The sequence below is a fragment of the Microlunatus sp. M237 genome (assembly GCF_056896895.1).
Genome location: NZ_JBXHBL010000006.1, coordinates 36,961 through 59,652, shown reverse-complemented (window position 1 = coordinate 59,652; position 22,692 = coordinate 36,961). Strand labels below are relative to the sequence as shown.

The window sequence follows — 22,692 nt, the reverse complement described above, 5'->3', positions numbered from 1 at the left end:
GGCCTCGTCATCGGGGTGCAGAAGTCGGCGTCAGCGGACGTCGCGCTTCTCCTTGATCTTGGCGGCCTTGCCGCGCAGACCACGGAGGTAGTACAGCTTGGCGCGACGGACGTCGCCCTTGCGGTCGACCTCGATCTTCTCGATGATCGGGCTGTGGACCGGGAAGGTCCGCTCCACGCCGACGCCGAAGCTCACCTTGCGCACGGTGAAAGACTCACGCAGACCGTCACCGGCCCGCGAGATCACCACGCCGGCGAAGACCTGGACGCGGGAGCGGTTGCCCTCGACGACCTTCACGTGCACCTTGACGGAGTCACCGGGACGGAAGGTGGGGACATCGGTACGCAGCGACGCCGCGTCCAGCTCGTTGATCAGTTTGCTCATGGTGTTTTCCTCGCTGTGCCACAGGTCACTACGGTGGTGACGACAAAGATCCCCGTGCTGCGAACGATCCCCCTGTGGCAGGTGTCGCGGATCACGAGGACAACAGCTGGTCAGTCTGCCACATCGGGCCGCCCGAGCACGAATCGCAGCCCAGTCCCCAGCGTCACTCAGCCAGCGTCACTCAGCCGGCACCACCCGGCCCAGCAGAACCAGCCCGCACCACTCAGTCTGCAGGGTCGCCCAGGGTGATCCGACCGGTCAGGTCGAGGTCGGCCAGGAACGCCTCGTCGTGGCTGGCCACCACCAGGGCGCCTCGATACTGCCGCAGCGCCTCGGTCAGCTGGGCCACGCTGTCCAGGTCGAGGTTGTTGGTCGGTTCGTCCAGGATCAGCAGCTGTGGCGGCGGTTCGCTGAGCAGCAACGCGGCCAGTGTGGCGCGGAACCGCTCCCCGCCGGACAGGGTCGAGACCTGGCGGGCGAGCGTGTCCGCGTCCAGCAGGAAGGACGCGAGCTGGGCCCGCAAGGTGTTGTCGTCGGCGGTCGGCGCCAGCCGGCTGACCCCGGCCAGAACCGTCTCCGCATCGTCGAGGACCTGGAGTCGCTGCGGCAGCAACCGCATCGGCACCCGCAGACTCACCGTGCCGGACGTCGGCGCCAACGCGCCGCGGATGGTGTCGATCAGCGTCGACTTACCCGAGCCGTTGGGTCCGACCAGCGCCACCCGGTCGGGGCCGCGCAGGTGGAACGACACCTCGACGCCGTTGCGCAGGACCAGCTGCTCGGCGACGACGATGTCGCGACCCGGTGGAACGGCTGTGCGGCTGAGGTCCACCCGAATCACGTCGTCGTCGCGCAGCCGTTCCTCCGCCTGCGCCAGCTGCTCGCGGGCGGCGGCGACGTCGCCCTCGTGCCCGCCGCGGAGCTTGCCGGCCGAGACCTGGGCAGCCCGCTTCTTGGCGCCCGCGACGATCGCCGGCAGATTGCCCGCCTGGCTCCGGGCGAACCGCTGGCGGCGGTCCAGCTTGATCCGCATCTCGGCCAGCTCGCGCTGCTGCCGCTTCAGGTCGCCCTCGGCGCTACGTACGGCGCGACCGGCGGCCTCCTGCTCGATGGCCAGCGCCTCGAGGTAGGCGGTGAAGTTGCCGCCGAAGAACCGGATGCCGCCCTCGCGGAGCTCGGCCACATGGTCGACGCCGTCGAGCAGCTCGCGGTCGTGGCTGACCACCAGGGCCTGGCCGCGCCACGTCGCCAGGGCGTCGTAGAGCCGGTGCCTCGCGCCCCGGTCCAAGTTGTTGGTCGGCTCGTCCAGCACCAACAGGTCGGGCTCGTCCAGGAACCGGGCGGCGAGGGCGAGCAGGATCGCCTCGCCACCGGACAGCGTCGCGAGCGGACGCTCGAGATCCAGTGCGGCGAAGCCGAAGCGCGCCAGCACAGCCTGGGTCCGCTCCTCCAGATCCCACCGGTCGTTGATGATCTCGAAGTCGGCCGGCTCGCCGAGACCGGCGTCGGTCCGGCGCAGCGCAGCCAGGGCGTCTTGGATGCCGAGCACGTCGGCCACCGTGCGCTCGCCCTGCAGCACCAGGTGCTGCGGCAGATAACCGACGCGGGAGGGCACCTGGACCTGCCCACCGGTGGGTCGCAGCTCCCCGACGAGGATCTTCAGCAGGGTCGACTTGCCCACTCCGTTGCGCCCGACCAGACCGATCACGGCATCGGGGAAGGTCGCGTCGAGGTGGTCCAGGGCCGGCTCACCGGACGGCCAGGCGAATGACAGGTCAGTACAGACAACAGGTTGAGGCATGGGGTGCTCCAGACATCGACAGGATGCGCAGGCACGCCATCGGCGCGGCTACGCGGGGGTTATCGATGAGCTAGAGCGACACGGGCACACCTTCGGCCGGGATCAGGACGCCACTACGATATTTCCCGCCGCGCGATGCCACAAGGGAGTTACGGGCCTCAGCGGTCCCGCCAGGCAGCGACCAGCCTGGCCTCTGTCTGCGGCAGCAGCCCGGCTCGGCGCGGCCGGTCCAGCCCACGCCGCCGTTCGTCCTCCAGGGTCTGCTGCAACAGCTCGGTCAGTCCGGTCAACCGGAGGCCGGCGGCCGAAGCCGCAGCATGCGAACGGCGGGCGAACCCGGTATAGCCGGTCGGCGGCAGCCACAGCGGCAACGAGTCGGGGCCCGCCCAGTACTCGATGCCCTGCTCGGCCAGCCATCCCTGATCGACGTTGACCACCGGTCCGACATGGCCGGCGACCTCGCGGGCCGCGGCCAGCACCTGGGGCAGCGGGACGGGGTCGCCGACGAGGTTGTAGGTCCCCACCACCTGCCGCTCGGCGCCGTCCACCACCCAACGGGCCAGGTCGTCGACCCCGATGACCTGGACCCAGCCGTCCTCGGCGTCCGGCACCAGCACCGGCTGGTCCGGGGCAGCCAAGGCGAACCTCGCCGGCCAGTAGCCGAAGCGGTCGGAGGGGTCTGCGGGGCCGACGATGAGTCCGGGTCGACACAGCTGCGCCCGTTCCCCGAGCCCGGCCAGGACTGCCTGCTCGCAGGCGACCTTGCCCTCGCCGTACGCCGATGCGTCGTCCGGCTCGGTCCCCGCGTACGGTTCGACCAGCGCGGCGCTCTCATCGGCGCCGGGTACGTCTTGGCCGGCGTACACCGACACCGTTGACACGAAGGTCCAGTGACCCGCGCCGGCGGCCAGGGCCGTTACCGCCTCCCGGACGTGGCGCGGATCGCGCGCCAGGTCGACCACCGCGTCGTACTCCCCGACCACCCCGGCGTAGGCGTCGGCGCCGGTGTCGCGGTCGGCGCGGACCCAGTGAGACCCCGCCGGCGGTGGCGCCGAGGTGCCGCGGGCGAGACAGGTGACGGTGTGGCCTCGCTCGAGAGCCAGCCGGGTCACGGCCGCGGACACGAACACAGTGCCACCGACCACGAGCATCTTCATGCCGTCAGCCTGACACGCTGCACGCGTGGGAGGCCACGCTGCGCGTCAGCGAATCCGCTCAGCCGTGGTCGCGCCAGCTGTACTGCGGGTCATAGCCGAGCAGCTGGCGTGCCTTGTCGATCGCCAGCAGCGTCTCGTGGTCGCCGACCTCGCGGGTCAGCTCGACGCCCGGGAACTGGTCGGCCATCAGCTCGGCGTTGGTGGCGCGCATCAGCGTGTCAGCCGCCGCGATGATGAAGCTCTCCGCGCCACTGACCTCACTCTCCACCGAACGCCGGCAGGCCTGGGCGACGTCGCGGGCGTCGACGTAGCCCCAGAGGTTCCAGCGCCGCAGCGAGAAGTCGTCCTGATAGCTCGGCACCTGGGCGTAGTCGCTCGGCAGGTGCACGTTGGACAGCCGCAGCGCGATGAAGGTGGCGCCGGTCCACTCGGCGAAGTGCACCCCCATGGTCTCGCCGACCACCTTGGACAGGGCGTACGTGCTGGTCGGCAGCGGGTAGTGCGCCTCGTCGATCGGGGCATACCGGGGCGGGGTGTCGAACGGGAGCCCGAAGGTGGTCTCGCTGGAGGCCCAGACGACCCGATCGATGCCGTGCAGCTGGGCGGCGGCGAAGACGTTGTAGTTCATCGCGGTGTTGTCGAGGAAGGTGGTGCTGGCCGGGAACAGCCCGGGGGCGGGGATGGCGGCCAGATGCACGATCGCGTCGGCGCCCTGCAGGATGTCGACCGCCTGCCCATAGTCGGTGAGATCGGCGCGGACCAGCCCGAGGCCGAGGTCACGGGCGAACTCGCCGTAGCCGCCGGCCGCGCCGACCGAGTCGATCGGCACCACGTCGTAGCCGTGGTCGAGGAAATGGCGGACGACGACGCGTCCGGTCTTGCCGGCTGCTCCGGTGATGGCGACTCGGGTCATGGCGGTCACAGTAACCGGCTGCTCGGGCGGTCTTCGACCGGCCCGTCGCGCAGCGTCTCGGGTGCGTGCGCAGCGTCTCGGGTGTGCGCGCAGCGAGGGAGGCGCGCACCAGCGGGCCGCGGATGCAACCGCGCCGGGTGCCGGCGCGTAGATCCCTCGACAGCAACTGAGCAGGGAGAGGCCATGCAGCAATGGACACGCCGGTGAGTACCGCATCGCTGCGGCCCGGCACCCGCCCCGGCATGATGCAGTCGGAGACGACGGTGGGAGCCGGCATGGACGACGAGGCGTTCGACGCGTTCTACGAGGCATCGTTTCGGCGCCTGGTCGGCCAGATCTACGCCATCTGCGGCAACGTCTCCGAAGCCCAGGACTGCGTCCAGGAGGCGTTCGTCCGCGCCTGGGACAAGCGCCGCACCCTGAACACCGAGCAGTCGCCGGAAGCGTGGGTCCGTACCGTCGCCTATCGGCTCGCGGTCAGCCGCTGGCGCCGCGCCCGCCGGGCGTTGTCGCCACCGGACCGCGCCCACGAACCGGCGCCACCCGCCGAGCCCGATGTGACCCGGGTGGCCCTGGCCCGGGCGCTGCAGCAGCTGCCGGCCGAGCAGCGGCGGGCCATCGTGCTGCACCACCTGTGTGACCTGTCGGTCGCCGACGTCGCCCAGGAGGTCGGTGCGCCGATCGGCACCGTCAAGGCCCGGCTCGCCCGTGGTCGTACCGCCCTCGCCCAGCTGCTGGGCGATCCCGTTTCCGAGGAGACCTCCCGTGGCTGACAACGATCCGATGCAGGACCTGACCCGACTCGCCTCCTACGGCGAGCAACACGCTTCCCCGGCGCCGGCCGCCGCGGTACGACGCCAGGGCGCGCTCCGCCGCCGGCGCCGGCACACCGCCCTGGCGGCCGGCGCCCTCGCCGCGGTGGTCCTCGGCGGCACGGCGGTGGTCGCCGGCGGACCGACGATGTTCGCTCCGGTGACGCCCGGTCCGGCCGCGAGCCCGTCGGCCAGCATCCCCGCCACCGTCACCGAGCAGAACCTGCCGACTGACTCCGACCTGGAGCTGCAGGGCCCCCGGGACTGGGTGAGCACCGACACCTTCCCCGGGTCCGGCCAGGCAGCGCCGAGCCGGTGCTTCCGCGCCAGCCCAGAGTCGCTCGGCGCGACGACGGTCCTCACCCGGGTCTACGCCCTGGCGGGCAACCGGAACGGGCAGGGCTCCGCGGTCGCGGTGGTGGCCGGCTTCCCCGACGACGCCACGGCCGCGGCGGCGTACGCGACGATCACCGACTGGGTACGCGACTGCCCGGCCACCATGAAGACCAACGGCTATCCGCGCCCCGAGCTCCGTCAGCCGTGGACCCCGGTTCCGGTGGCCGACGGTGAGGCGCAGCGAGCCCTGGTCGTGGCCGGGCTGCCCGACGCACCGCAGTCGGTGGACAGCGGTTGGGAGGAAGTCGGCCTGGTCAGGCAGAGTCATCGACTGACCTTCGTCAGCATGGCGACCGTCAGCGAGGACTATCGCTACGCCGACGCAGCCGACGATCCCGGTGGGCTGATGACGTACCCGATGATCCGCAGTCTGCCCAAGGTCGCGGCCCGCTTGGCCGGCGCGGCGGCGAGCGACCCCACCCCGCGCACGATCACCGACGCCGAGCTGCTCAGGCCCAGCGACGTCCCGGTGCAGGCCGGCCACGACGCCGTGACGATCACCGAGGCGAAGGGGCGAGCCGTCGATCAGCTCTCGGCCTGCCAGCGGCTGCCGCTGACCCGGCTGGGCGCCACCAGCGCGCACGGTCGCAACTTCCGCCAGGAGCTGGCTGACGCACCGGCCGACCGGTCACCCGACCTCTACACCACCACCTTGCAGTTCGCCTCCGCCGGACAGGCCCGGGAGGCGGCGACCACCCTCAGCGGCTGGCTGGCGAACTGCCGCGGTTGGCTCACCGACAAGAACTATGTCGTGCTCAGCAAGGAGTCTGGCCGGCTGCAGCCCGTTCTGGTGGAGACTGCCGGCGAGGTCGGTGAGATCTACTCGCTCAGCTACCGCGCTCCCGGGGTGCGGACCGAGGAGGGGACGTTCGAGGACGTCGGCCTGCTGCAGGTCGAGGACCGGCTGGTGGTGCTGGTCCGCTCGGTCGACGGGATGGACGACAACGCCTACTACCTGGAGCAGAAGGTGGAGGGGATGCAACGCCACCCCTTCTACGCCATGATGCGGGCCGCTCAGCAGCGGCTGAGCTGATCAGCGCTGCTGAGCCACAAACGAACGACCACCGGCGCCGAGATCGTCGTCTCGGCGCCGGTGGTCGTGGCTGTCGACAGGTCAGGCGTTGCCGCGCCGCAGACTGCCGAGCAGGTCGCGGTTGAGCTGGGAGATCGTCTCGAACGGGATGCCCTTGGGGCAGACCGCGGTGCACTCACCGATGTTGGTGCAGCCGCCGAAGCCCTCCTCGTCGTGCTGGGCCACCATGTTGGCCACCCGGGAGTAGCGCTCCGGCTGCCCCTGGGGCAGCAGGCCGAGGTGGGTCACCTTGGCCGCGGTGAACAGCATGGCCGAGCCGTTGGGGCAGGCCGCGACGCACGCGCCACAGCTGATGCAGGTAGCCGCATCGAAAGCGTGGTCCGCATCCGCCTTGGGCACCAGCGTGGCGTGCGCGTCCGGCGCCGAGCCGGTCGGCACGCTGATGAAGCCACCAGCCTGGATGATCCGGTCGAAGGCACCGCGGTTGACCACCAGGTCCTTGATCACCGGGAACGGGTCGGCACGCCAGGGCTCGACGTCGATGACGGCGCCATCGCTGAACGAGCGCATGTGCAGCTGGCAGGTCGTCGTCTGCTGCGGACCGTGCGCGGCACCGTTGATCACGACGCCACAGGCGCCGCAGATTCCCTCTCGACAGTCGTGGTCGAAGGCGATGGGATCCTCGCCCTCAAGGGTCAGGCGCTCGTTCAGCACATCGAGCATCTCCAAGAACGACATGTCCTCGGAGACGTTCTCGACGCCGTAGGTCACCATCCGGCCCTCGACGTCGGCGTTCGGCTGACGCCACACGCGTAGCGTGATGTTCACTTGGTTGTCCTCACTTGTAAGACCGCTGCTTCATCTCGACGTACTCGTACACCAAGGGCTCCTTGTGCAGGATGGGCTTGGCTCCCTCACCAGCGAACTCCCACGCGCCGACGAAGGCGAACTCGTCGTCGTGGCGCAGCGCCTCGCCGTCCTCGGTCTGGCTCTCCGCTCGGAAGTGCCCGCCACAGGACTCGCGGCGCATCAGGGCGTCGATGCACATCAGCTCGCCGAGCTCGAAGAAGTCGGCCACCCGTCCGGCCCGCTCGAGCGTCTGGTTGAGCGACTCGTTGGTGCCGACCACCTTGACGTCGGACCAGAACTCCTGCTTGAGCTCGCGGATCCGGCTGATGGCCTTGCGCAGGCCCTCCTCGGTCCGCTCCATCCCGCAGTATTCCCACATGATCTGGCCGAGCTCCTTGTGGAAGGAGTCGACGGTGCGGGTGCCGTTGATGGACAGCAGCTTCTGGATCCGCCCGGTCACCGATTCCATCGCCTCGACCGAGGCCGGGTGGGTGTCGTCGACCTTCGGGAACGGACCGGCGGCCAGATAGTCGTTGATCGTGTTCGGCAGGACGAAGTAGCCGTCGGCGAGTCCCTGCATCAGCGCACTGGCGCCGAGCCGGTTGGCGCCGTGGTCGGAGAAGTTGGCCTCACCGATCACGAACAGACCCGGGATGTTGGACGACAGGTCGTAGTCCACCCACAGCCCACCCATGGTGTAGTGCACCGCCGGGTAGATCCGCATCGGCGTCTCGTACGGGTTCTCGCCGGTGATCTGGGCGTACATGTCGAAGAGGTTGCCGTACTTGGCCTCCACCGACTTGCGGCCCAGTCGCTCGATCGCGTCGGCGAAGTCGAGGTAGACGCCCAGGCCGGTGGGTCCGACACCGCGACCCTCGTCGCAGACGTTCTTCGCCGCCCGGGAGGCGATGTCGCGTGGCACCAGGTTGCCGAACGAGGGGTAGATCCGCTCCAGGTAGTAGTCGCGCTCGTCCTCGGGGATCTCGCGCGGGTCACGCTTGTCCTCCCCGTTCTTCGGCACCCAGATCCGGCCGTCGTTACGCAGCGACTCGCTCATCAGGGTCAGCTTCGACTGGTACTCGCCGCTGACCGGGATGCAGGTCGGGTGGATCTGCGTGTAGCAGGGGTTCGCGAACAGCGCGCCCTTGCGGTGGGCCCGCCAGGTCGCGGTCACGTTGGAGCCCATGGCGTTGGTGGAAAGGAAGAAGACGTTGCCGTAGCCACCGCTGGCCAGCACCACCGCGTCGGCGTAATGGGTCTCGATCTCGCCGGTCACCATGTCCCGGATGACGACGCCGCGGGCCTTGCCGTCGGCGACGATCAGCTCAAGCATCTCGTGCCGGGTGTACATCTCCACGGTCTTCGCCGCGATCTGGCGCTCCAGCGCCTGGTACGCCCCGATCAGCAGCTGCTGACCCGTCTGGCCGCGGGCGTAGAACGTACGTGACACCTGCACGCCGCCGAAGGAGCGGTTGTCCAGCAGGCCGCCGTATTCGCGGGCGAACGGGACGCCCTGGGCGACGCACTGGTCAATGATCTCGACGCTGACCTGGGCCAGTCGGTAGACGTTGGACTCGCGGGCGCGGAAGTCGCCGCCCTTCACGGTGTCGTAGAAGAGGCGATAGATCGAGTCGCCGTCATTGCGATAGTTCTTGGCCGCGTTGATGCCACCCTGGGCGGCGATCGAGTGTGCTCGCCGCGGGCTGTCCTGGTAGCAGAACGTCTTGACGTGGTAGCCGGCCTCGCCCAGAGTCGCCGCGGCGGAGGCACCGGCCAATCCGGTGCCGATCATGATCACGCTCAGCTTGCGGCGGTTGGCCGGGTTCACCAGCTTGGCACTGAACCGGCGCTTGTCCCACCGCTCCTCGATGGCACCGCCGGGGGCCTTGGTGTCGATCACCGGCGTCCCTTCGACATAGAGCGCATCGGCGTCGACGGAGTCGATCAGGAGGTTGTCGTCAGTCATCACTTCACCAGTCCCAGCAGGATTGCGAACGGAGGCAGCAGGAAGCCGATCGTGATCACGGCAGCCACCACGTACGCCAGCTGGTTGATCCGTCGACGGGCGACCGCGCTGGTATTGGCACCCAGCGTGGTGAGGGCACTCCAGGTGCCGTGGCGCAGGTGGAGACCCACCGCGAGCATGGCGATCAGGTAGGACAGCACCACCCACCAGATCTGGAAGCCGTTCACCACCCGCTGGTACGGGTTGGCGGACGCGCCTCCGGGAGCGATGACGTTGGCCGTCAGGTGCAGCAGGTGGTAGACCACGAACAGCGCGATGATGATGCCGCCGTAGCGCAGCGTGAACGAGGCATAGCTGCGCTGGATGCCGCGGCGCGCCAGCGGGCTCTGATAGCGCCGAGCACCACCGCGGGCCGTGTGCGCCCGGCGCCAGAGCGCCACCGCTGCGTAGGCGTGGGTCAGCACGCTGACCAGCAACACCACGCGGATGATCCACAGCGCGCCCTCGTAGGGCAGGATCGGCTCGCCGAGCTCACGCAGATGGTGGGCGTAGCTGTTGAAGGCCTCCTCACCCGAGAAGATCTTCAGGTTTCCGTACATGTGCGCGAGCAGGTATCCGATCATGATCAGACCGCTCACGGCCATCAGCGCCTTCTGCGCCACCGTCGACCGTGCTGCCCGCTGGGCAGGGGTCAGAATGCTAGTTGCCACGGGGTCCACACTAGAACGGTTCAGTTAAAATCGTTAAGTTGGACAGGGCCTGCGTGACGGATCTCTCCTCCCCGGGTGCCCGCGGTGCGAACTGCGTCACATCGCGACCTGCTCGCCCGGGTACGGCTGCCAGTCCGCCGAGCGCCGCAGTGAAGGTGGAGTCACCCCAACTTCGGCCCGAGCTCGGTCTCCCACCCACGCTCAGCCCGGCTCGCACCGGCGGCGTCGGCGCCGCGGTCAGGCGCGGTCCAGGCTCCGGGAGCGCTCGAGCACCACCACGGGTACGTCACCTGAGTCCGCGTCTCGACTGATCTCGACGTAGCCGTGCCGGGTGTAGAAGTCGAGGTTGGCCGCGCTGGCGACGCCGGTGACCAGGCGGCAGGCGGTGGCTTCGGGCGGCGCGGCGGACTCGATCTCGGCCAGCAGCCGCCGCCCGATGCCCTGTCCCTGCTGGTCGGGGGCGACCATCAGCCGGCCGATGTACCACGCACCGTCGGCTGACGTGGCACCGCGGACCGAGCCGACCAGCCGGGAGCCCCGGCGGGCCACCAGCACGGTCCCCTGGCCCAGGGACGCGGTCAGGTCGGCCAGTGATTCGGTCAGCGGCGGGATGGCGTAGGTCTGGTTGGCGATGCCCTCGCTGAGGAACGCCGCTTGCTGCAGCGTCCACAGCTCGCCGGCGTCGGACGTGACGGCGGGCAGCACCCGGATCTCGTCGGGCAGCAGGTCGGGCCGGCGGGCCCGGGTACGGTTCAGCGCCTGCTCCCGGCGCCAGGCGGCGATTCGGCCGTGGTGGCCGGAGAACAAGACCTCGGGCACGTCCAGGCCGCGCCAGCTCGGCGGCTTGGTGTAGACGGGATACTCCAGCAGCCCGCCCTGGCCGACCGCGTGCGACTCCTCCGCCAGCGACTCCGGGTTGCCGATCACCCCCGGCAACAGCCTCACGACCGCCTCGATGATCACCAGCGCCGCCGCCTCACCGCCGTTGAGGACATAGTCGCCGATGCTGACCTCGTCGACCCGCATCCGGGTGGTGGCGTGCTCCCCCACCCGGGCGTCGAGGCCCTCGTAGCGACCACAGGCCAGCACCAGATGCTCCTCCTGCGCCAGCTCGTCGGCCAGCCGCTGCGAGAACGGCACCCCGGACGGCGTCATGATCAGCAGCCGCGGTCCGCGGCCGGTGGTCGCTGAGGCAGCGGGTGCGCCGTCGGCTTGCGGGTCGGCGCCAGCCGGGGGAACCGGGGCGCCGGCCGGGGGGATCAGCTCATCCAAGGCCTCGCCCCAGGGCTCCGGGCGCATCACCATGCCGGCGCCACCGCCGTAGGGGGTGTCGTCGACTGTGCGGTGCCGGTCGTGGGTCCAGGTCCGCAGATCGTGGACGCCCAACGTGACCAGACCCGTGTCGATCGCCTTGCCGACCAGCGACAGGCTCAACGGCGCCAGGTAGTCGGGGAAGATCGACACCACGTCGATCTTCATCGCGACCCGTCCGCGTCGGCTGCGTCGTCCGTCTGAGCCGGATCGGAGTCGTCGGTGTCCAGCAGCAGACCCGGCACGTCCGCCAGGCGGACATGACCGGCCGCCAGGTCGACGATCGGGACCAGTGCCTGGACGAACGGGACCAGCCGCACCGCGTCGGCGGTCTCGACCTCCAGCGCGTCCTGGTGCGGGAGGTGGATCACCGCAGTGACCGTACCCACCGGCGTATCGGTGGCGTCGTGGACCGCCAGCCCGACCAATTGCCGGTCGTAATACTCGCCCTCGTCCTCGGGCACCTCGTCGGTGGGTACGTCCAGCACCAGCCGGGTGCCGCGGACGGCCTCCACGGCCGTGCGGTCGGCTGTCTCGGCGAAGGTGACCAGCAGCCGACCCGAGTGGTCCCGCGCCGACGTGACAGTGAAGCGCATCGGGCCGGTCTCGGCCCGAAGCGTCTGCCCGATCGCGAACCGGCGGTCCGGTTCGTCGGTCCGAACGTCGATCACGACCTCACCACGGATGCCGTGCGCTCGTCCGATGACCCCGACCACAACCTCGGTCGTCTTGCTCATGCTGCTCCTCGGTGCTGGTAGGGGACGTGCAACGCCCCGACCGTTTCCTGGTCGAGCCAGGAAACGATCGGGGCGTCTGCCGAGAGCTCAGCGGCGGCCGCGGCTACCGCCGTCGGACGGCCGCGAACGCTTGTCGACGTCGACGAAGTCGACGCGGACCTGCTCACGTCCGGCCAGGGCGGCCAAGACGGTCCGCAGCGCAGTGGCCGTACGGCCGGAGCGACCGATCACCTTGCCGATGTCCTCGGGGTGCACGCGCACCTCGAGCATCCGGCCACGACGCAGGTCCTTGTCCTTGACCTGGACGTCGTCGGGGTTGGTCACGATGCCGCGCACCAGGTGCTCGAGCGCCTCGGCCAGCATGCTCAGGCCTCTTCGGTCGACTCGGCCGGAGCGTCGGCGGCGTCGTCTGCCTTCGGCTTGTCAGCCTTCTTCGAGATGGCGGCAGCCTTCGGCTCCTCGCCGGCCTCGGCCAGAGCTGCGTTGAAGAAGTCCAGCTTGTTGGCCTTCTCCTTCTGCGGCTCGATGCCGGACGGGGAGGTGTCGCCACTGAAGCTCTGCCAGTCGCCGGTGCGCTTCAAGATGGCGACAACAGCCTCGGTGGGCTGAGCGCCGACGGAGAGCCAGTACTGAGCGCGCTCGGAGTTGACCTCGATGAACGACGGATCGTTCTTCGGGTGGTACTTGCCGATCTCCTCGATGGCGCGCCCGTCACGCTTGGTGCGCGAGTCGGCGACGACGATGCGGTAATGCGGCGAACGGATCTTGCCCAGTCGCTTCAGACGAATCTTGACAGCCACGTGTGTGGATACTCCTGTACGGGTTATGCCTGGGATCAGCACCCAGTCATGGAACGGGTGAAGCCGATCTCCCGGGGTGGGGAACACTCAGGGACGCGACTTCGGATGGATCCGGCACGCGCAGCGATGAGAGGGCACCACGCGAGACAGATGCGCAGAACATTCTGCCAGACTCCGGCCCCTTCGGGCGAACTCGCCGGCTGGCCGCCCAGCCACCGGTCGACTCACCACTCAGCGTAGCTGCCGTCGAGATAGGACCAGACCGGCGACCGGTTGATCTGCGGCGTCTCGGCGGCAGCACGCACCGCGGCCTCGTCCACCTCCACACCCAGCCCCGGGCCGGTGGGCCGGAGCAGATAGCCGTCCACCACGGTGTAGGCCTCCGGATTGGCGATGAACCGCATCATCGGGTGGGCGCCAGGCTCGTGCAGCAGCAGGTGGCATTCCTGGATCAGCGTGTGCGGGACCGCGAAGCCGACCTGGGCGCACGACATCAGCGCCAGCGGCCCGGTGGCGCAGTGCGGCGCCAGGTGGACATGGTGCAGCCCGGCCACGGCGGCGATCCGCATCACCTCCGAGATGCCGTGTGCGTGGGACACATCGGGCTGCAGCACCGCGATGCCGCTGGACAGCACCGAGCTCGCCTCCCAGCGGTCGAAGAGGCGCTCCCCGGTGGCGATCGGGACGGTGGTGCCCGCGGTCAGCTCCGCCAGCCGTCCCTGGAACTCCGGCGGGGTCGGCTCCTCGACGAACAGCGGCCGCAGCGCTTCCAGCTCGCGCAGCAAGATCTTGGCGGTGGGCAACGACACCCGGCCGTGGAAGTCGAGCGCGAAGTCAACCGCGTCGCCCACCGCGTCGCGCACGCTGGCCCACCGCCGCAGCACGGCATCGATGGACGCCGGCGTGGCGATGTGGTCCATGGTGGCCGGTGGCGCGGTCTTCATCGCGGTGTAGCCGGCCCCGGCCAGCGCGGCCGCGTTGTCGGCCAGCTCCGCGTCGGAGTCACCATGCAGACCCGGGTAGACCCGCAGCCGGTCGCGGACCGGCCCGCCGAGCAGCTCGTGCACGGGTGCGCCCAGCGCCTTGCCCTTGAGGTCCCACAACGCCTGGTCCAGTCCGGCGACCGCGGAGCCGAGAACCGGTCCGCCGCGATAGAAGCCCGCCTTGTGCATCCGCTGCCACAGCCGCTCGATCGGCGTCGGGTCCTCGCCCACCAGCAGTTCGGCCAGCTCACCGACAGCAGCTCGGACCGTGTCGGCGCGTGACTCCAGGATCGGCTCGCCCCAGCCGGCCAGCCCTTCGTCGGTGCTGATCTTGGTGAACATCAGGCGCGAGGACACCTGGAAGGTTTCGACCGCGGTGATCTTCATCGGCCGGTCCCGTCCACGCCGGTCCCGGTGGCCGTCGGCAGGTCGGTGACGCTGTGGCGGAACACCCGCTCGGCCTGGAAGCCCAGCAGCTGCTCCGCTCGAGTGAGGTCCACCGGGACCTCGTCGCCCTCGAACCGGCGCCGGCGCTCGATGCCGGGCCAATATCTGTCCAGCAGCTGCTCGGTGGGGTGCGGTGCCCAGCTGTTCGGGGCGGCGATGAAGATCGGGTGCGCCCCCGGCCCGCTATCGAGCTGCAGTCCGGCCAGCACGGCGCGGGCGGCGTCGTGCACCTCGAGATACATCCACAGGTCGGTCCGACCGGTGGCGACGTCAGCGAAGCCGGGGTGCGCCTCGGCCGGGAGCAGTGAGGTGTCGAACTCAGCGGTCAGGGGAAACCGCAGCGCGGCCACCGTCATGTCGTGGCGGCGCGCCATCGAGTCGGCGATGAACTCATCGGTCCACTTCGACATCGAGTACGGGTCGGCGGCGATGGTCGGGGACTGCTCGTCCCAGGGCAGGTACGCCGGGCTGGCGTCCTCGCGCGGGGAGAAGCCCAGCCCGAGGGCATTGATGCTGCTCGCGATGACCGCGTGGCGTACGCCTTGGGCCCCGGCCTCCTCCAGCACGGTGAAGGTGGCTGCGACATTGCCCAGATAGACCTCCTGGGGGGTGCCCAGGACGGGCGATGGCAGCGCGGCCAGGTGCACCACACCGTCGGCGTCGGCGCAGGCGGCCCGCATCAGCACCGGGTCGGCTGCGTCGCCGACGAAGACCCGCTCCACGTCCAGGTCGGCGCCCTCGTCGACCATCACGGCGCGGACCGCGATCCCCTGCGCGGTGAGCAGCTCACACACCGCCGAACCGATCCGACCGGCCGCCCCGGTCACCACCACACGCCTCATCTGCCAGCCTCCGCTTCGTCGCGATTATCGTCTGGTCGTCGCCGACCACCCATATCATCGCGATCCGCGGTCCGCGCCCGCCGACCGGGTCCTGCGGCGCTCGGGAGCAGGCGAGCTGCCCGCCGGCCCGACCACCCGCCGGAGCTACTTCTTCTTGCGCGGCGTGGGCGGCTCGACGATCTGACTCGCGCCGGACTTGGCGTTCTTGTCGGCCCGCTTCTCCTTGATGGACTTGCCGGCCTTCTTGGTGAGGTGCTGTCGTGGTGACTTGTCGGCCATGGCGAACTCCCTTGTCTGCGAGCCCGGTCAGCTCGGTAGCCGAAGCGTACGCCGATCGCACCCCGATCCGGACGGGTTTCTGGTCGTCCTCAGCTGGTGATGTCCTTGCGCAGGAAGTGCCACACCGCCAGCCCGGTCAGCACCACCGCATAGCCGATGGACCACAGGGCACCACGGACCATGTCGGAGTAGTCGATCTGGACCGAGAGCGCGTCGGCCCAGGCGTACGCGTAGTGACCCGGCAGTGCTGAACGGAGCGAGCCGAGGGCGGGGATCGAGTCGAGGATGGCGGACAGGATCATCAGCAGCACAGCGCCGCCGACCGCGGCGAGCGGGGCGTCGGTCCACACGCCGAGCACGAACGCCACCGCGGCGACCACCAGCAGGCTGACCAACAGGTACGCCACGATGAGCGCGAGCCGGCCGGCGAAGGCGGGCCAGCCGATCTGTTCCCCGGTCGGCCCGATGTAGGGGCCCCAGCCGTACGCCACCCCGCCGACCACCAGGGTCCACGCGGGCAGGAAGACCAGGGCCGCGACCGAGAACATCGCCGCCACCGTCAGCTTCTGCCGGATCAGCCTCTCCCGCCGGACCGGAGCGGTGAGCAGATAGCGCAGCGAGTTCCAGCTGGCCTCGGACGGCACCGTGTCACCGGCGAACAGCGCAACCACCACGATCAGCAGGAAGCTGGTCGAGGCGAAGAGTGTGAAGACGACGAGGTTGGCGCCACTGTCTTGGGCGAGGTCGACGAAGCCGCGGGCGCCACTGTCCGACTCGTCGGTGCCGAGGGTGAAGGCGGCGACCAGGATCAACGGCAGCGCGGCCAACACGGCGAACACCCCCTGGGTCCGCCGTCGCCGGAGCTGGCGTCGGATCTCGGCCCGCAGCGGCAGCGCCTTGACCCTGCGCCGGGGTCCGGTGTGGACGGGTGAGGTGGTCATGGCTGCTGCCCTGTCGTGGTGCCCGCCGGTCCCACCATGGCAAGGAAGACCTCCTCGAGCTGCCGGCGGCCGTCGACCGACTCGATCGGGTGACCGTCGGCGACCAGCCGCCCGACCAGCTCGGCCCGCGGCAACGTACCGGTCACCCGCAGCTGCTGGTCCTGGACGACGACGGCCACGCCGAGTGCGCGCAGCGAGGCGGCCGCGGCGCTCAGATCGGCCCCATCGGCGAGCCCGATCACCGTCACGTCATCACTGGCGGTCAGCTCGGCCATGGAGCCAGTCAGTACCACCTTGCCCTGGTTCATCACCACCACGTGGGTGCACGTCTGTTCCACCTCCGCGAGCAGATGGCTGGACACCACCACCGTACGACCGGACGCGGCGTAGTCGTGCAGGACGGCCCGCATCGCCTTGATCTGCGGCGGGTCGAGGCCGTTGGTGGGCTCGTCCAGGAGCAGCAGCGCCGGCAGCCCGAGCATCGCCTGGGCGATGCCCAACCGCTGCCGCATGCCCTGGCTGTAGCCGCGGACCCGGCGGTGGATGGCCGACCCCAGGCCGGCGATCTCCAACGCCTCCTCGAGGTGGGCCTCGGCCAGCGGGCGGCCGGTGGCCTGCCAGTACGCATGCAGGTTGTCCCAGCCGCTCAGGTGCGGCAGGAACCCGGGCCCTTCGATGAAGGCACCGACGTTGCCGAGGACGTCAGCACCCGCGTCCACCGGCTCGCCGAGGACGTACACCCCGCCCGCGTCAGGCCGGATCAGCCCGACCATCATCCGCATGGTGGTGGTCTTGCCGGCGCCATTGGGGCCCAGCAGCCCGACCACCTGACCCGGTCGGGCGCTGAAGGTGACACCGTCCACGGCCTTGAAGCCGTCCTGATAGGTCTTGACCACACCGTCGACGTAGAGCGGGACGTCGCGCAGATCCTCCCGCACCACGGTGCCGCGGCGACGCCGCCAGATCAGCACCAGGCCGGCCAGCCCGGCCAGCACCAGGGCGCCGACCACCACGACCAGCCCTCGCGGGACGTCGAGGTCGGGCCGGCTCACCACCGCGTTCACGGTCGGATCAGGCACGGTGACCGCGCCACCGACCAGCGCGACTCGATAGAGCGCGGCTTCGGTGGGCACCGCGTACGCCTGGTCGGTGCTGGACAGCACCAGCCTGACCCGATGACCGACCGGCACCTGGGCGGCCACCGGCGGCAGCGCGACCCGGACGGTCCTCGGTTGTCCGGGGGTGAGCCCGGTCAGCCGGACGGGGGCGACCGCCAGCTGCGGCAGCACGGCACTGGTCGGAGCGGCACCGCCGGTGCCGCCGGGCGCGGGACCGTCGGGTCCCAGATCCCACAGGGAGGCGAACAGCGTGGCGGTTGTGGTCGATGAGGAGACCGACAGCTGCACGTCCCCGCTGCCGAGGAGGGTGAAGGGCTCGGTCAGCGGGCTGCTGGTCCAGGTCGCGCTCTGTCCCGGAAGCACCGCCAGTCCGTAGCCGCCCAGACTCGACAGGGTCCGCAGCGCCTGGCCGGTACCCGGCAGGTTGGTCAGCGCGGCCGGGCTGCCCCCCGGCGGCGAGATCATCGTCTGCTCGGCTTCCCCGGTCAGTGCCAGCGACCGGGTGGTCAGGGTCGAGCCGCGGCCCGGATAGCTCGCCGTCGTCACGGTGGTGCTGTCGGGTTCGTCGTCGTCGCCACCGACGAGCGAGGTCTCGGGTACGGCCGCCTCGAAGCTCGTGTCGGCCGGGACGGCGTCGTTCTTCAGGTAGCGGTCGAACCAGCGCTGCAGGTCGGGAAGCACCGCGTCGAGATCGATCGTGGTGTCGTGGCCACCGGTCACCCATCGCGTCTTCAGCTCGGTGCTGGCCGGCAGTGCCCGGGCGGTCGCGTCGGCCTGGTCCAGCGGGAACAAGGTGTCGTCCTCGCCTTGGATCAGCAGGGTCGGCGCGGTGATCTTCGCCGCCCGCCCGGTGAGGTCCGACTGACGCAGCAGACTCAGCAGGGCGGGGTCGGCCACGTTGGTCTGTGCGGTCTGCAGATAGCCCTGGCACAGCTGTGGCGTGAACCGTCCGCACAGGGAGTCGCCGCCGCTCCCGCCGCCCCCGCCGCCGAGAAAGAACAGCGACGCCCAGCGCTGCTTGAACACCCCGGTCGTGGCCACCGAGGACACGTCGGCCACCGTCGTCGGTGGGTGCGTCGTGGCGTACTGCGGGAAGAGCGCCTGGGTCAGGCTGGAATAGGTGAAGGACGGTGCGATGGCGTCCACCCGGGGGTCGAGCGAGGCGGCCAGGATGGAGATCGCACCGCCGTACGACCCGCCGGCGAAGCCGATCACCGGGTCGTCGCCCTGCTTGGCGACCTCGGGTCGACCGGCGGCGAGATCGACGATACGGACGGCATCTCGACCTTCGTAGGCCGGATTGTTGAGGTGGATCAGCCCACCGGAGCGACCGAAGCCGCGGGCGGTGTAGGTGATCACCACATAGCCGTCGGCGGCGAGGTCGCGGGCCACCGCAGCGCTGTCGCTCTTGCTGCCGCCGAAGCCGTGGGCCAGCACCACCGCAGGGGCGGGGACGCCCGGATCGGCGGTGAAGAGCGAGACGTCCAGATTTACCGGCGCGCCATCGGGCTCCGGCGTCGCCGCCATGGTCAGCGGCGTCTCGGTCACCGGTGGGGTCTGGGCCGCCGCCGGCGACACCGGCAGGCCGACCAGCAGCGCCAGAGCGGCCAGCAGGGCGGCAGCTCTGCTGGTCCTAGCCAACGAGCTGTCCCCGCAGGACGACGTGGCGAGGGTGACCGAGCACGGTCAGATCGGCCCGGGGATCGGCGTCATAGACGACCAGGTCCGCGGGAGCACCGTCGACCAGCAGGTCGTCACGGCCGAGCCAGCGCCGGGCCCGCCACGAGCCCGCCCCGAGGGCGTACTCCGGTGCGACGATCCGGCCCAGGGCGGCTATCTCGGCGCCGACCAGGCCATGCGGCTGGTAGCCGCCCGCGTCGGTGCCGGCGTAGATCGGCACGCCGGCGTCGTGGGCCGCGCCGAACCGGTCCAGCCGGGTGGCGTAGAGGGATCGCATCTGGGCGGCATACCGGGGGAACTTGGCCTCACCCGCGGCCGCGAAGCGCTCGAAGTTCTCCAGCTGGATCAGCGTCGGCACCAGGGCCACCTGCCGTTCGGCCATCGCGACGATGGTCTCGTCGGTGATCCCGGTACCGTGCTCGATGCCATCGATGCCGGCCGCGACGAGCTCGGTCGTCGCCTGCTCGCCGAACACGTGTGCAGTGACCCGGGCGCCGAGCTGATGGGCACGGGTGATGGCCGCGCGGGCGACCTCGAACGGCCACAGCGGCGCAAGCTCGCCGACGTCGCGGTCGATCCAGTCCCCCACCAGCTTGATCCAGCCGTCGCCCGCCGCCACCTGCCGTTCGACCGCCTGCAGCAGGTGGTCGGGCTCGACCTCGTCGGCGTAGTTGCGGAGATAGCGCTTGGGTCGGGCGATATGACGCCCGGCACGGATGATCCTCGGCAGGTCGTCCCGGTCGTCCACCCAGCGGGTGTCGGCCGGCGAGCCGGCATCGCGCAGCAGCAGCGCCCCGGCGTCGCGGTCAGCTCGCGCCTGCTCTTCGGCCACCGCGTCGGGTACGGCCCCTGACGAGTCCAGCCCCACGTGACAGTGCGCATCCACCAGGCCCGGCATGATCCAGCCGCCGTCCACCACCGTGTCGGCGTCGGCCACCGGCTCGGTCCGGATCGTGCCGTCCAGCACCCACAGATCGCGGACCTCGCCGTCCGGCAGCACGGTGCCGCGCAGATGCAGCCGCCCGCGGCTGGGCGAGTAGGGCCGCGCACGGCTGGAGTCGGGCACGACCTCGACGGCTACTTGCCGGCCTTGCCGAACATCTTGCGCAGCTCGGGCGGCAGCTCGAAGTCCCCCATCGCCTGCTGCAGCTCGTCCGGGCTCAGCTGCGGGGTGGCACCGAACGCCTCGGCGGGGTCGGACACCGTCGCCGGGGCGGCCGGCGCGTTGCGCTTGGCCGGGTTGCCCGAGACCTTCTTGCCGCCCTTCTTCTTGGCCTGCTGCTTGGGCTGGCGGGCCTTCCCGCCCCCTGTCCCGGGCAGACCGGGCATGCCCGGCATCCGGCCGCTGGCCATCGACATCATCATCTTGCGCGCCTCGAAGAACCGGGTTACCAAGCCGTTCACCTCGGACACCTCGACCCCGGCGCCGCGGGCGATCCTGGCCCGGCGGGAGCCGTTGATGATCTTGGGGTCGTCCCGCTCCGCGGGCGTCATCGAGTGGATGATCGCCTCGATCCGGTCGATCTCGCGTTCGTCGATGTTGGCGATCTGGTCCTTCATCTCGCCCATCCCCGGCAGCATGCCGAAGATCTTGGACAGCGGGCCCATCTTGCGGACCATCTGCATCTGGGAGAGGAAGTCCGCCAGCCCGAACTCCCCGCCCTGACCTGACAGCTTGGCCGCCGCCTTGGCCGACTGCTCGGCGTCGAAGGTCTTCTCGGCCTGCTCGATCAGGGTGAGCATGTCGCCCATGCCCAGGATCCGGCTCGCCATCCGGTCGGGATGGAAGATGTCGAAGTCCTTGAGCTGCTCGCCGTTGGAGGCGAACATGATCGGACGTCCGGTCAGTCGGGCGATGGACAGCGCGGCGCCACCGCGGGCGTCGCCATCGAGCTTGGTCAGCACCACGCCGTCGAAGCCGACACCGGCGGCGAAGGCGTTCGCGGTGTTGACCGCGTCCTGGCCAATCATGGCGTCGACGACGAACAAGATCTCATCCGGGTTGACCGCGTCGCGGATGTCGGCCGCCTGCTGCATCAGCTCGGCGTCCACACCGAGCCGGCCGGCGGTGTCGACGATGACCACGTCGTAGAGCTTGCGTTCTGCCTCGGCGAGAGAGGCGCGAGCCACCGCGACCGGGTCGCCGACGCCGTTGCCGGGCTCCGGCGCGAAGACGTGCACGCCGGCCCGCTGGCCGACCACCTGGAGCTGGTTGACCGCGTTCGGCCGCTGCAGGTCGGAGGCGACCAGCAACGGGGAGTGACCGGCGTCCTTCAGCCACAGGGCGAGCTTGCCGGCGAGCGTCGTCTTTCCGGCACCCTGCAGGCCGGCGAGCATGATGACCGTCGGCGGCCGCTTGGCGAAGCGCAGCAGCCTGGTCTCACCGCCCAGGATGACGACCAGCTCGTCGTTGACGATCTTGATGACCTGCTGGGCCGGGTTGAGCGCACCGGAGAGCTCGGCACCGCGAGCGCGCTCCTTGACCGAGGCCACGAACTCCTTCACCACCGGCAGGGCGACGTCCGCCTCCAGCAGGGCGATGCGGATCTCGCGACAGGTCGCGTCGATGTCGGCGTCGGACAGCCGTCCCTTGCCGCGCAGGCTCTTGAACGTGGCTGCGAGCCGGTCTTGCAAGGTGTCAAACACGAGCGCGTCCTTCGGTCAGCGGGTGGAACCCTGCCAGCCTAATCGACTCGACCGCGCCCAGCGCTCTCGACACCGAGGGCGGCACTACGCTGGCGCCATGGGCTGGCTGCACGCGGTCATCGACGTCCCGCCCGCGACGCACGCCCGTGCCGCCGCGTTCTGGTCCGCGGCGCTGGGCTGGCCGCTCGGCTCCGCCTGGGAGGGTCATCCGGGGCTGGCCAGCTTCACTCCCCCAGCTGGGACATCCCCGCCGGGGCAGGAGAACGCGTACGTCCACCTCCAGGCCGTCGACGGTCCCGCGCAGATCCACCTCGACGTGGAGGTCCCCGACGTGATGACGGCGACCCGACACTGGACCGCGCTCGGGGCCGAGCCGGTGCGGCGTCAGGCGCCGGGCCCGGCCACCGCCGGCTGGCAGACGCTCCGCTCTCCGGGCGGCCTGCCGTTCTGCCTTGTCAGGGCGGCCGAGCACCAGCTGCCGGAGCCGGTCCGCTGGCCGGGCGGGCACCGCTCCCGGCTGGTGCAGGTCTGCCTCGACCTGCCGCAGGACCGGGTCGACGCCGAGGTCGCCTTCTGGCGCGCGGGACTCGGCTGGGGTTGGTTCGAGGCGAACGACCCGTTCCTCGGCAAGATCCACGACGGCGCCAGCTCACCGCTGCAGCTGCTGTTCCAGCGGCTGGACGAGCCGACCGGGCCGGTCCGGGCCCATCTCGACCTGGGTACCGACGACCTCGTCGCGGAACCGCGGCGCCACCTCGCGCTCGGGGCGGAGCCGATCGGCCCGGGCGGCGGCTGGTTCGCGTTGCGGGACCCCGCCGGGCTGGCGTACTGCGTCACCGAGAACGCCCCCGACGCCACCGAGCGCCGCCGGCTCGGCTGACGGCGTC

The 22,692-nt window shown here is 70.4% G+C and carries 21 protein-coding genes; 3 read left to right on the top strand and 18 right to left on the bottom strand.

The window, feature by feature from the left end:
• Window positions 1–30: 30 nt before the first annotated feature.
• The 4 genes from rplS to AC1XX3_RS19050 form a co-directional block, all read right to left on the bottom strand.
• Window positions 31–384, bottom strand: a complete 354-nt coding sequence (rplS, locus tag AC1XX3_RS19065) for a 50S ribosomal protein L19 (RefSeq protein ID WP_483322766.1) — start codon at window positions 382–384, stop codon at window positions 31–33.
• A gap of 223 nt (window positions 385–607) precedes the next feature.
• A complete protein-coding gene (locus AC1XX3_RS19060; protein WP_483322765.1) occupies window positions 608–2,185 on the bottom strand; it encodes an ABC-F family ATP-binding cassette domain-containing protein in 1,578 nt (525 codons plus the stop codon).
• A gap of 158 nt (window positions 2,186–2,343) precedes the next feature.
• The gene (locus AC1XX3_RS19055) at window positions 2,344–3,342 is read right to left on the bottom strand and encodes an NAD-dependent epimerase/dehydratase family protein (RefSeq protein WP_483322764.1); all 999 of its coding nucleotides are present in this window, start codon (window positions 3,340–3,342) and stop codon (window positions 2,344–2,346) included.
• A 58-nt stretch (window positions 3,343–3,400) separates the two neighbouring features.
• A complete protein-coding gene (locus tag AC1XX3_RS19050) occupies window positions 3,401–4,255 on the bottom strand; it encodes an NAD-dependent epimerase/dehydratase family protein (RefSeq protein ID WP_483322763.1) in 855 nt (284 codons plus the stop codon).
• A gap of 203 nt (window positions 4,256–4,458) precedes the next feature.
• Here AC1XX3_RS19050 and AC1XX3_RS19045 point away from each other — a divergent pair, with 203 nt between their 5' ends.
• Window positions 4,459–5,028 (top strand): RNA polymerase sigma factor, encoded by a 570-nt coding sequence (locus tag AC1XX3_RS19045; protein ID WP_483322762.1) that lies wholly within the window; start codon window positions 4,459–4,461, stop codon window positions 5,026–5,028.
• Entirely contained in the window at window positions 5,021–6,496 is a 1,476-nt protein-coding gene (locus AC1XX3_RS19040; protein ID WP_483322761.1) for a hypothetical protein, read from the top strand. Before AC1XX3_RS19045 ends, AC1XX3_RS19040 begins: the two co-directional genes overlap by 8 nt.
• A gap of 81 nt (window positions 6,497–6,577) precedes the next feature.
• On the opposite strand, the gene AC1XX3_RS19035 is transcribed toward AC1XX3_RS19040, so the two are convergent.
• The 14 genes from AC1XX3_RS19035 to ffh form a co-directional block, all read right to left on the bottom strand.
• The gene (locus AC1XX3_RS19035; RefSeq protein WP_483322760.1) at window positions 6,578–7,324 is read right to left on the bottom strand and encodes a succinate dehydrogenase/fumarate reductase iron-sulfur subunit; all 747 of its coding nucleotides are present in this window, start codon (window positions 7,322–7,324) and stop codon (window positions 6,578–6,580) included.
• A gap of 10 nt (window positions 7,325–7,334) precedes the next feature.
• Window positions 7,335–9,311, bottom strand: a complete 1,977-nt coding sequence (locus tag AC1XX3_RS19030) for a fumarate reductase/succinate dehydrogenase flavoprotein subunit (RefSeq protein WP_483322759.1) — start codon at window positions 9,309–9,311, stop codon at window positions 7,335–7,337.
• A complete protein-coding gene (locus AC1XX3_RS19025; protein ID WP_483322758.1) occupies window positions 9,311–10,021 on the bottom strand; it encodes a succinate dehydrogenase cytochrome b subunit in 711 nt (236 codons plus the stop codon). Before AC1XX3_RS19025 ends, AC1XX3_RS19030 begins: the two co-directional genes overlap by 1 nt.
• Window positions 10,022–10,258: 237 nt before the next feature.
• The gene (gene trmD / locus AC1XX3_RS19020) at window positions 10,259–11,500 is read right to left on the bottom strand and encodes a tRNA (guanosine(37)-N1)-methyltransferase TrmD (RefSeq protein ID WP_483322757.1); all 1,242 of its coding nucleotides are present in this window, start codon (window positions 11,498–11,500) and stop codon (window positions 10,259–10,261) included.
• Window positions 11,497–12,069, bottom strand: coding sequence for a ribosome maturation factor RimM (gene rimM, locus AC1XX3_RS19015; RefSeq protein WP_483322756.1), 573 nt, complete (start codon window positions 12,067–12,069; stop codon window positions 11,497–11,499). The genes trmD and rimM overlap by 4 nt, the downstream gene beginning before the upstream one ends.
• Window positions 12,070–12,156: 87 nt before the next feature.
• On the bottom strand, window positions 12,157–12,432 hold the full coding sequence (locus AC1XX3_RS19010; RefSeq protein ID WP_483322755.1) for an RNA-binding protein: 276 nt from the start codon (window positions 12,430–12,432) through the stop codon (window positions 12,157–12,159).
• A gap of 2 nt (window positions 12,433–12,434) precedes the next feature.
• On the bottom strand, window positions 12,435–12,869 hold the full coding sequence (gene rpsP / locus AC1XX3_RS19005; RefSeq protein ID WP_483322754.1) for a 30S ribosomal protein S16: 435 nt from the start codon (window positions 12,867–12,869) through the stop codon (window positions 12,435–12,437).
• Between the two features lie 224 nt (window positions 12,870–13,093).
• The gene (gene dgoD, locus AC1XX3_RS19000; RefSeq protein WP_483322753.1) at window positions 13,094–14,239 is read right to left on the bottom strand and encodes a galactonate dehydratase; all 1,146 of its coding nucleotides are present in this window, start codon (window positions 14,237–14,239) and stop codon (window positions 13,094–13,096) included.
• Window positions 14,236–15,141 carry an NAD-dependent epimerase/dehydratase family protein gene (locus tag AC1XX3_RS18995; RefSeq protein WP_483322752.1) on the bottom strand — a complete coding sequence of 302 codons (906 nt, stop codon included), beginning with the start codon at window positions 15,139–15,141 and terminating at the stop codon, window positions 14,236–14,238. The genes dgoD and AC1XX3_RS18995 overlap by 4 nt, the downstream gene beginning before the upstream one ends.
• A gap of 144 nt (window positions 15,142–15,285) precedes the next feature.
• Window positions 15,286–15,420, bottom strand: coding sequence for a hypothetical protein (locus AC1XX3_RS18990; protein WP_483322751.1), 135 nt, complete (start codon window positions 15,418–15,420; stop codon window positions 15,286–15,288).
• 89 nt (window positions 15,421–15,509) lie between these two features.
• Entirely contained in the window at window positions 15,510–16,361 is an 852-nt protein-coding gene (locus tag AC1XX3_RS18985; RefSeq protein WP_483322750.1) for an ABC transporter permease, read from the bottom strand.
• Window positions 16,358–19,120, bottom strand: a complete 2,763-nt coding sequence (locus AC1XX3_RS18980; protein ID WP_483322749.1) for an alpha/beta fold hydrolase — start codon at window positions 19,118–19,120, stop codon at window positions 16,358–16,360. Before AC1XX3_RS18980 ends, AC1XX3_RS18985 begins: the two co-directional genes overlap by 4 nt.
• Window positions 19,113–20,225, bottom strand: coding sequence for an amidohydrolase family protein (locus AC1XX3_RS18975; protein ID WP_483322748.1), 1,113 nt, complete (start codon window positions 20,223–20,225; stop codon window positions 19,113–19,115). The genes AC1XX3_RS18980 and AC1XX3_RS18975 overlap by 8 nt, the downstream gene beginning before the upstream one ends.
• Before the next feature lie 11 nt (window positions 20,226–20,236).
• Window positions 20,237–21,805, bottom strand: a complete 1,569-nt coding sequence (gene ffh, locus AC1XX3_RS18970) for a signal recognition particle protein (protein ID WP_483322747.1) — start codon at window positions 21,803–21,805, stop codon at window positions 20,237–20,239.
• Between the two features lie 97 nt (window positions 21,806–21,902).
• Here ffh and AC1XX3_RS18965 point away from each other — a divergent pair, with 97 nt between their 5' ends.
• The gene (locus AC1XX3_RS18965; protein WP_483322746.1) at window positions 21,903–22,685 is read left to right on the top strand and encodes a VOC family protein; all 783 of its coding nucleotides are present in this window, start codon (window positions 21,903–21,905) and stop codon (window positions 22,683–22,685) included.
• The last annotated feature ends 7 nt before the right edge of the window (window positions 22,686–22,692 follow it).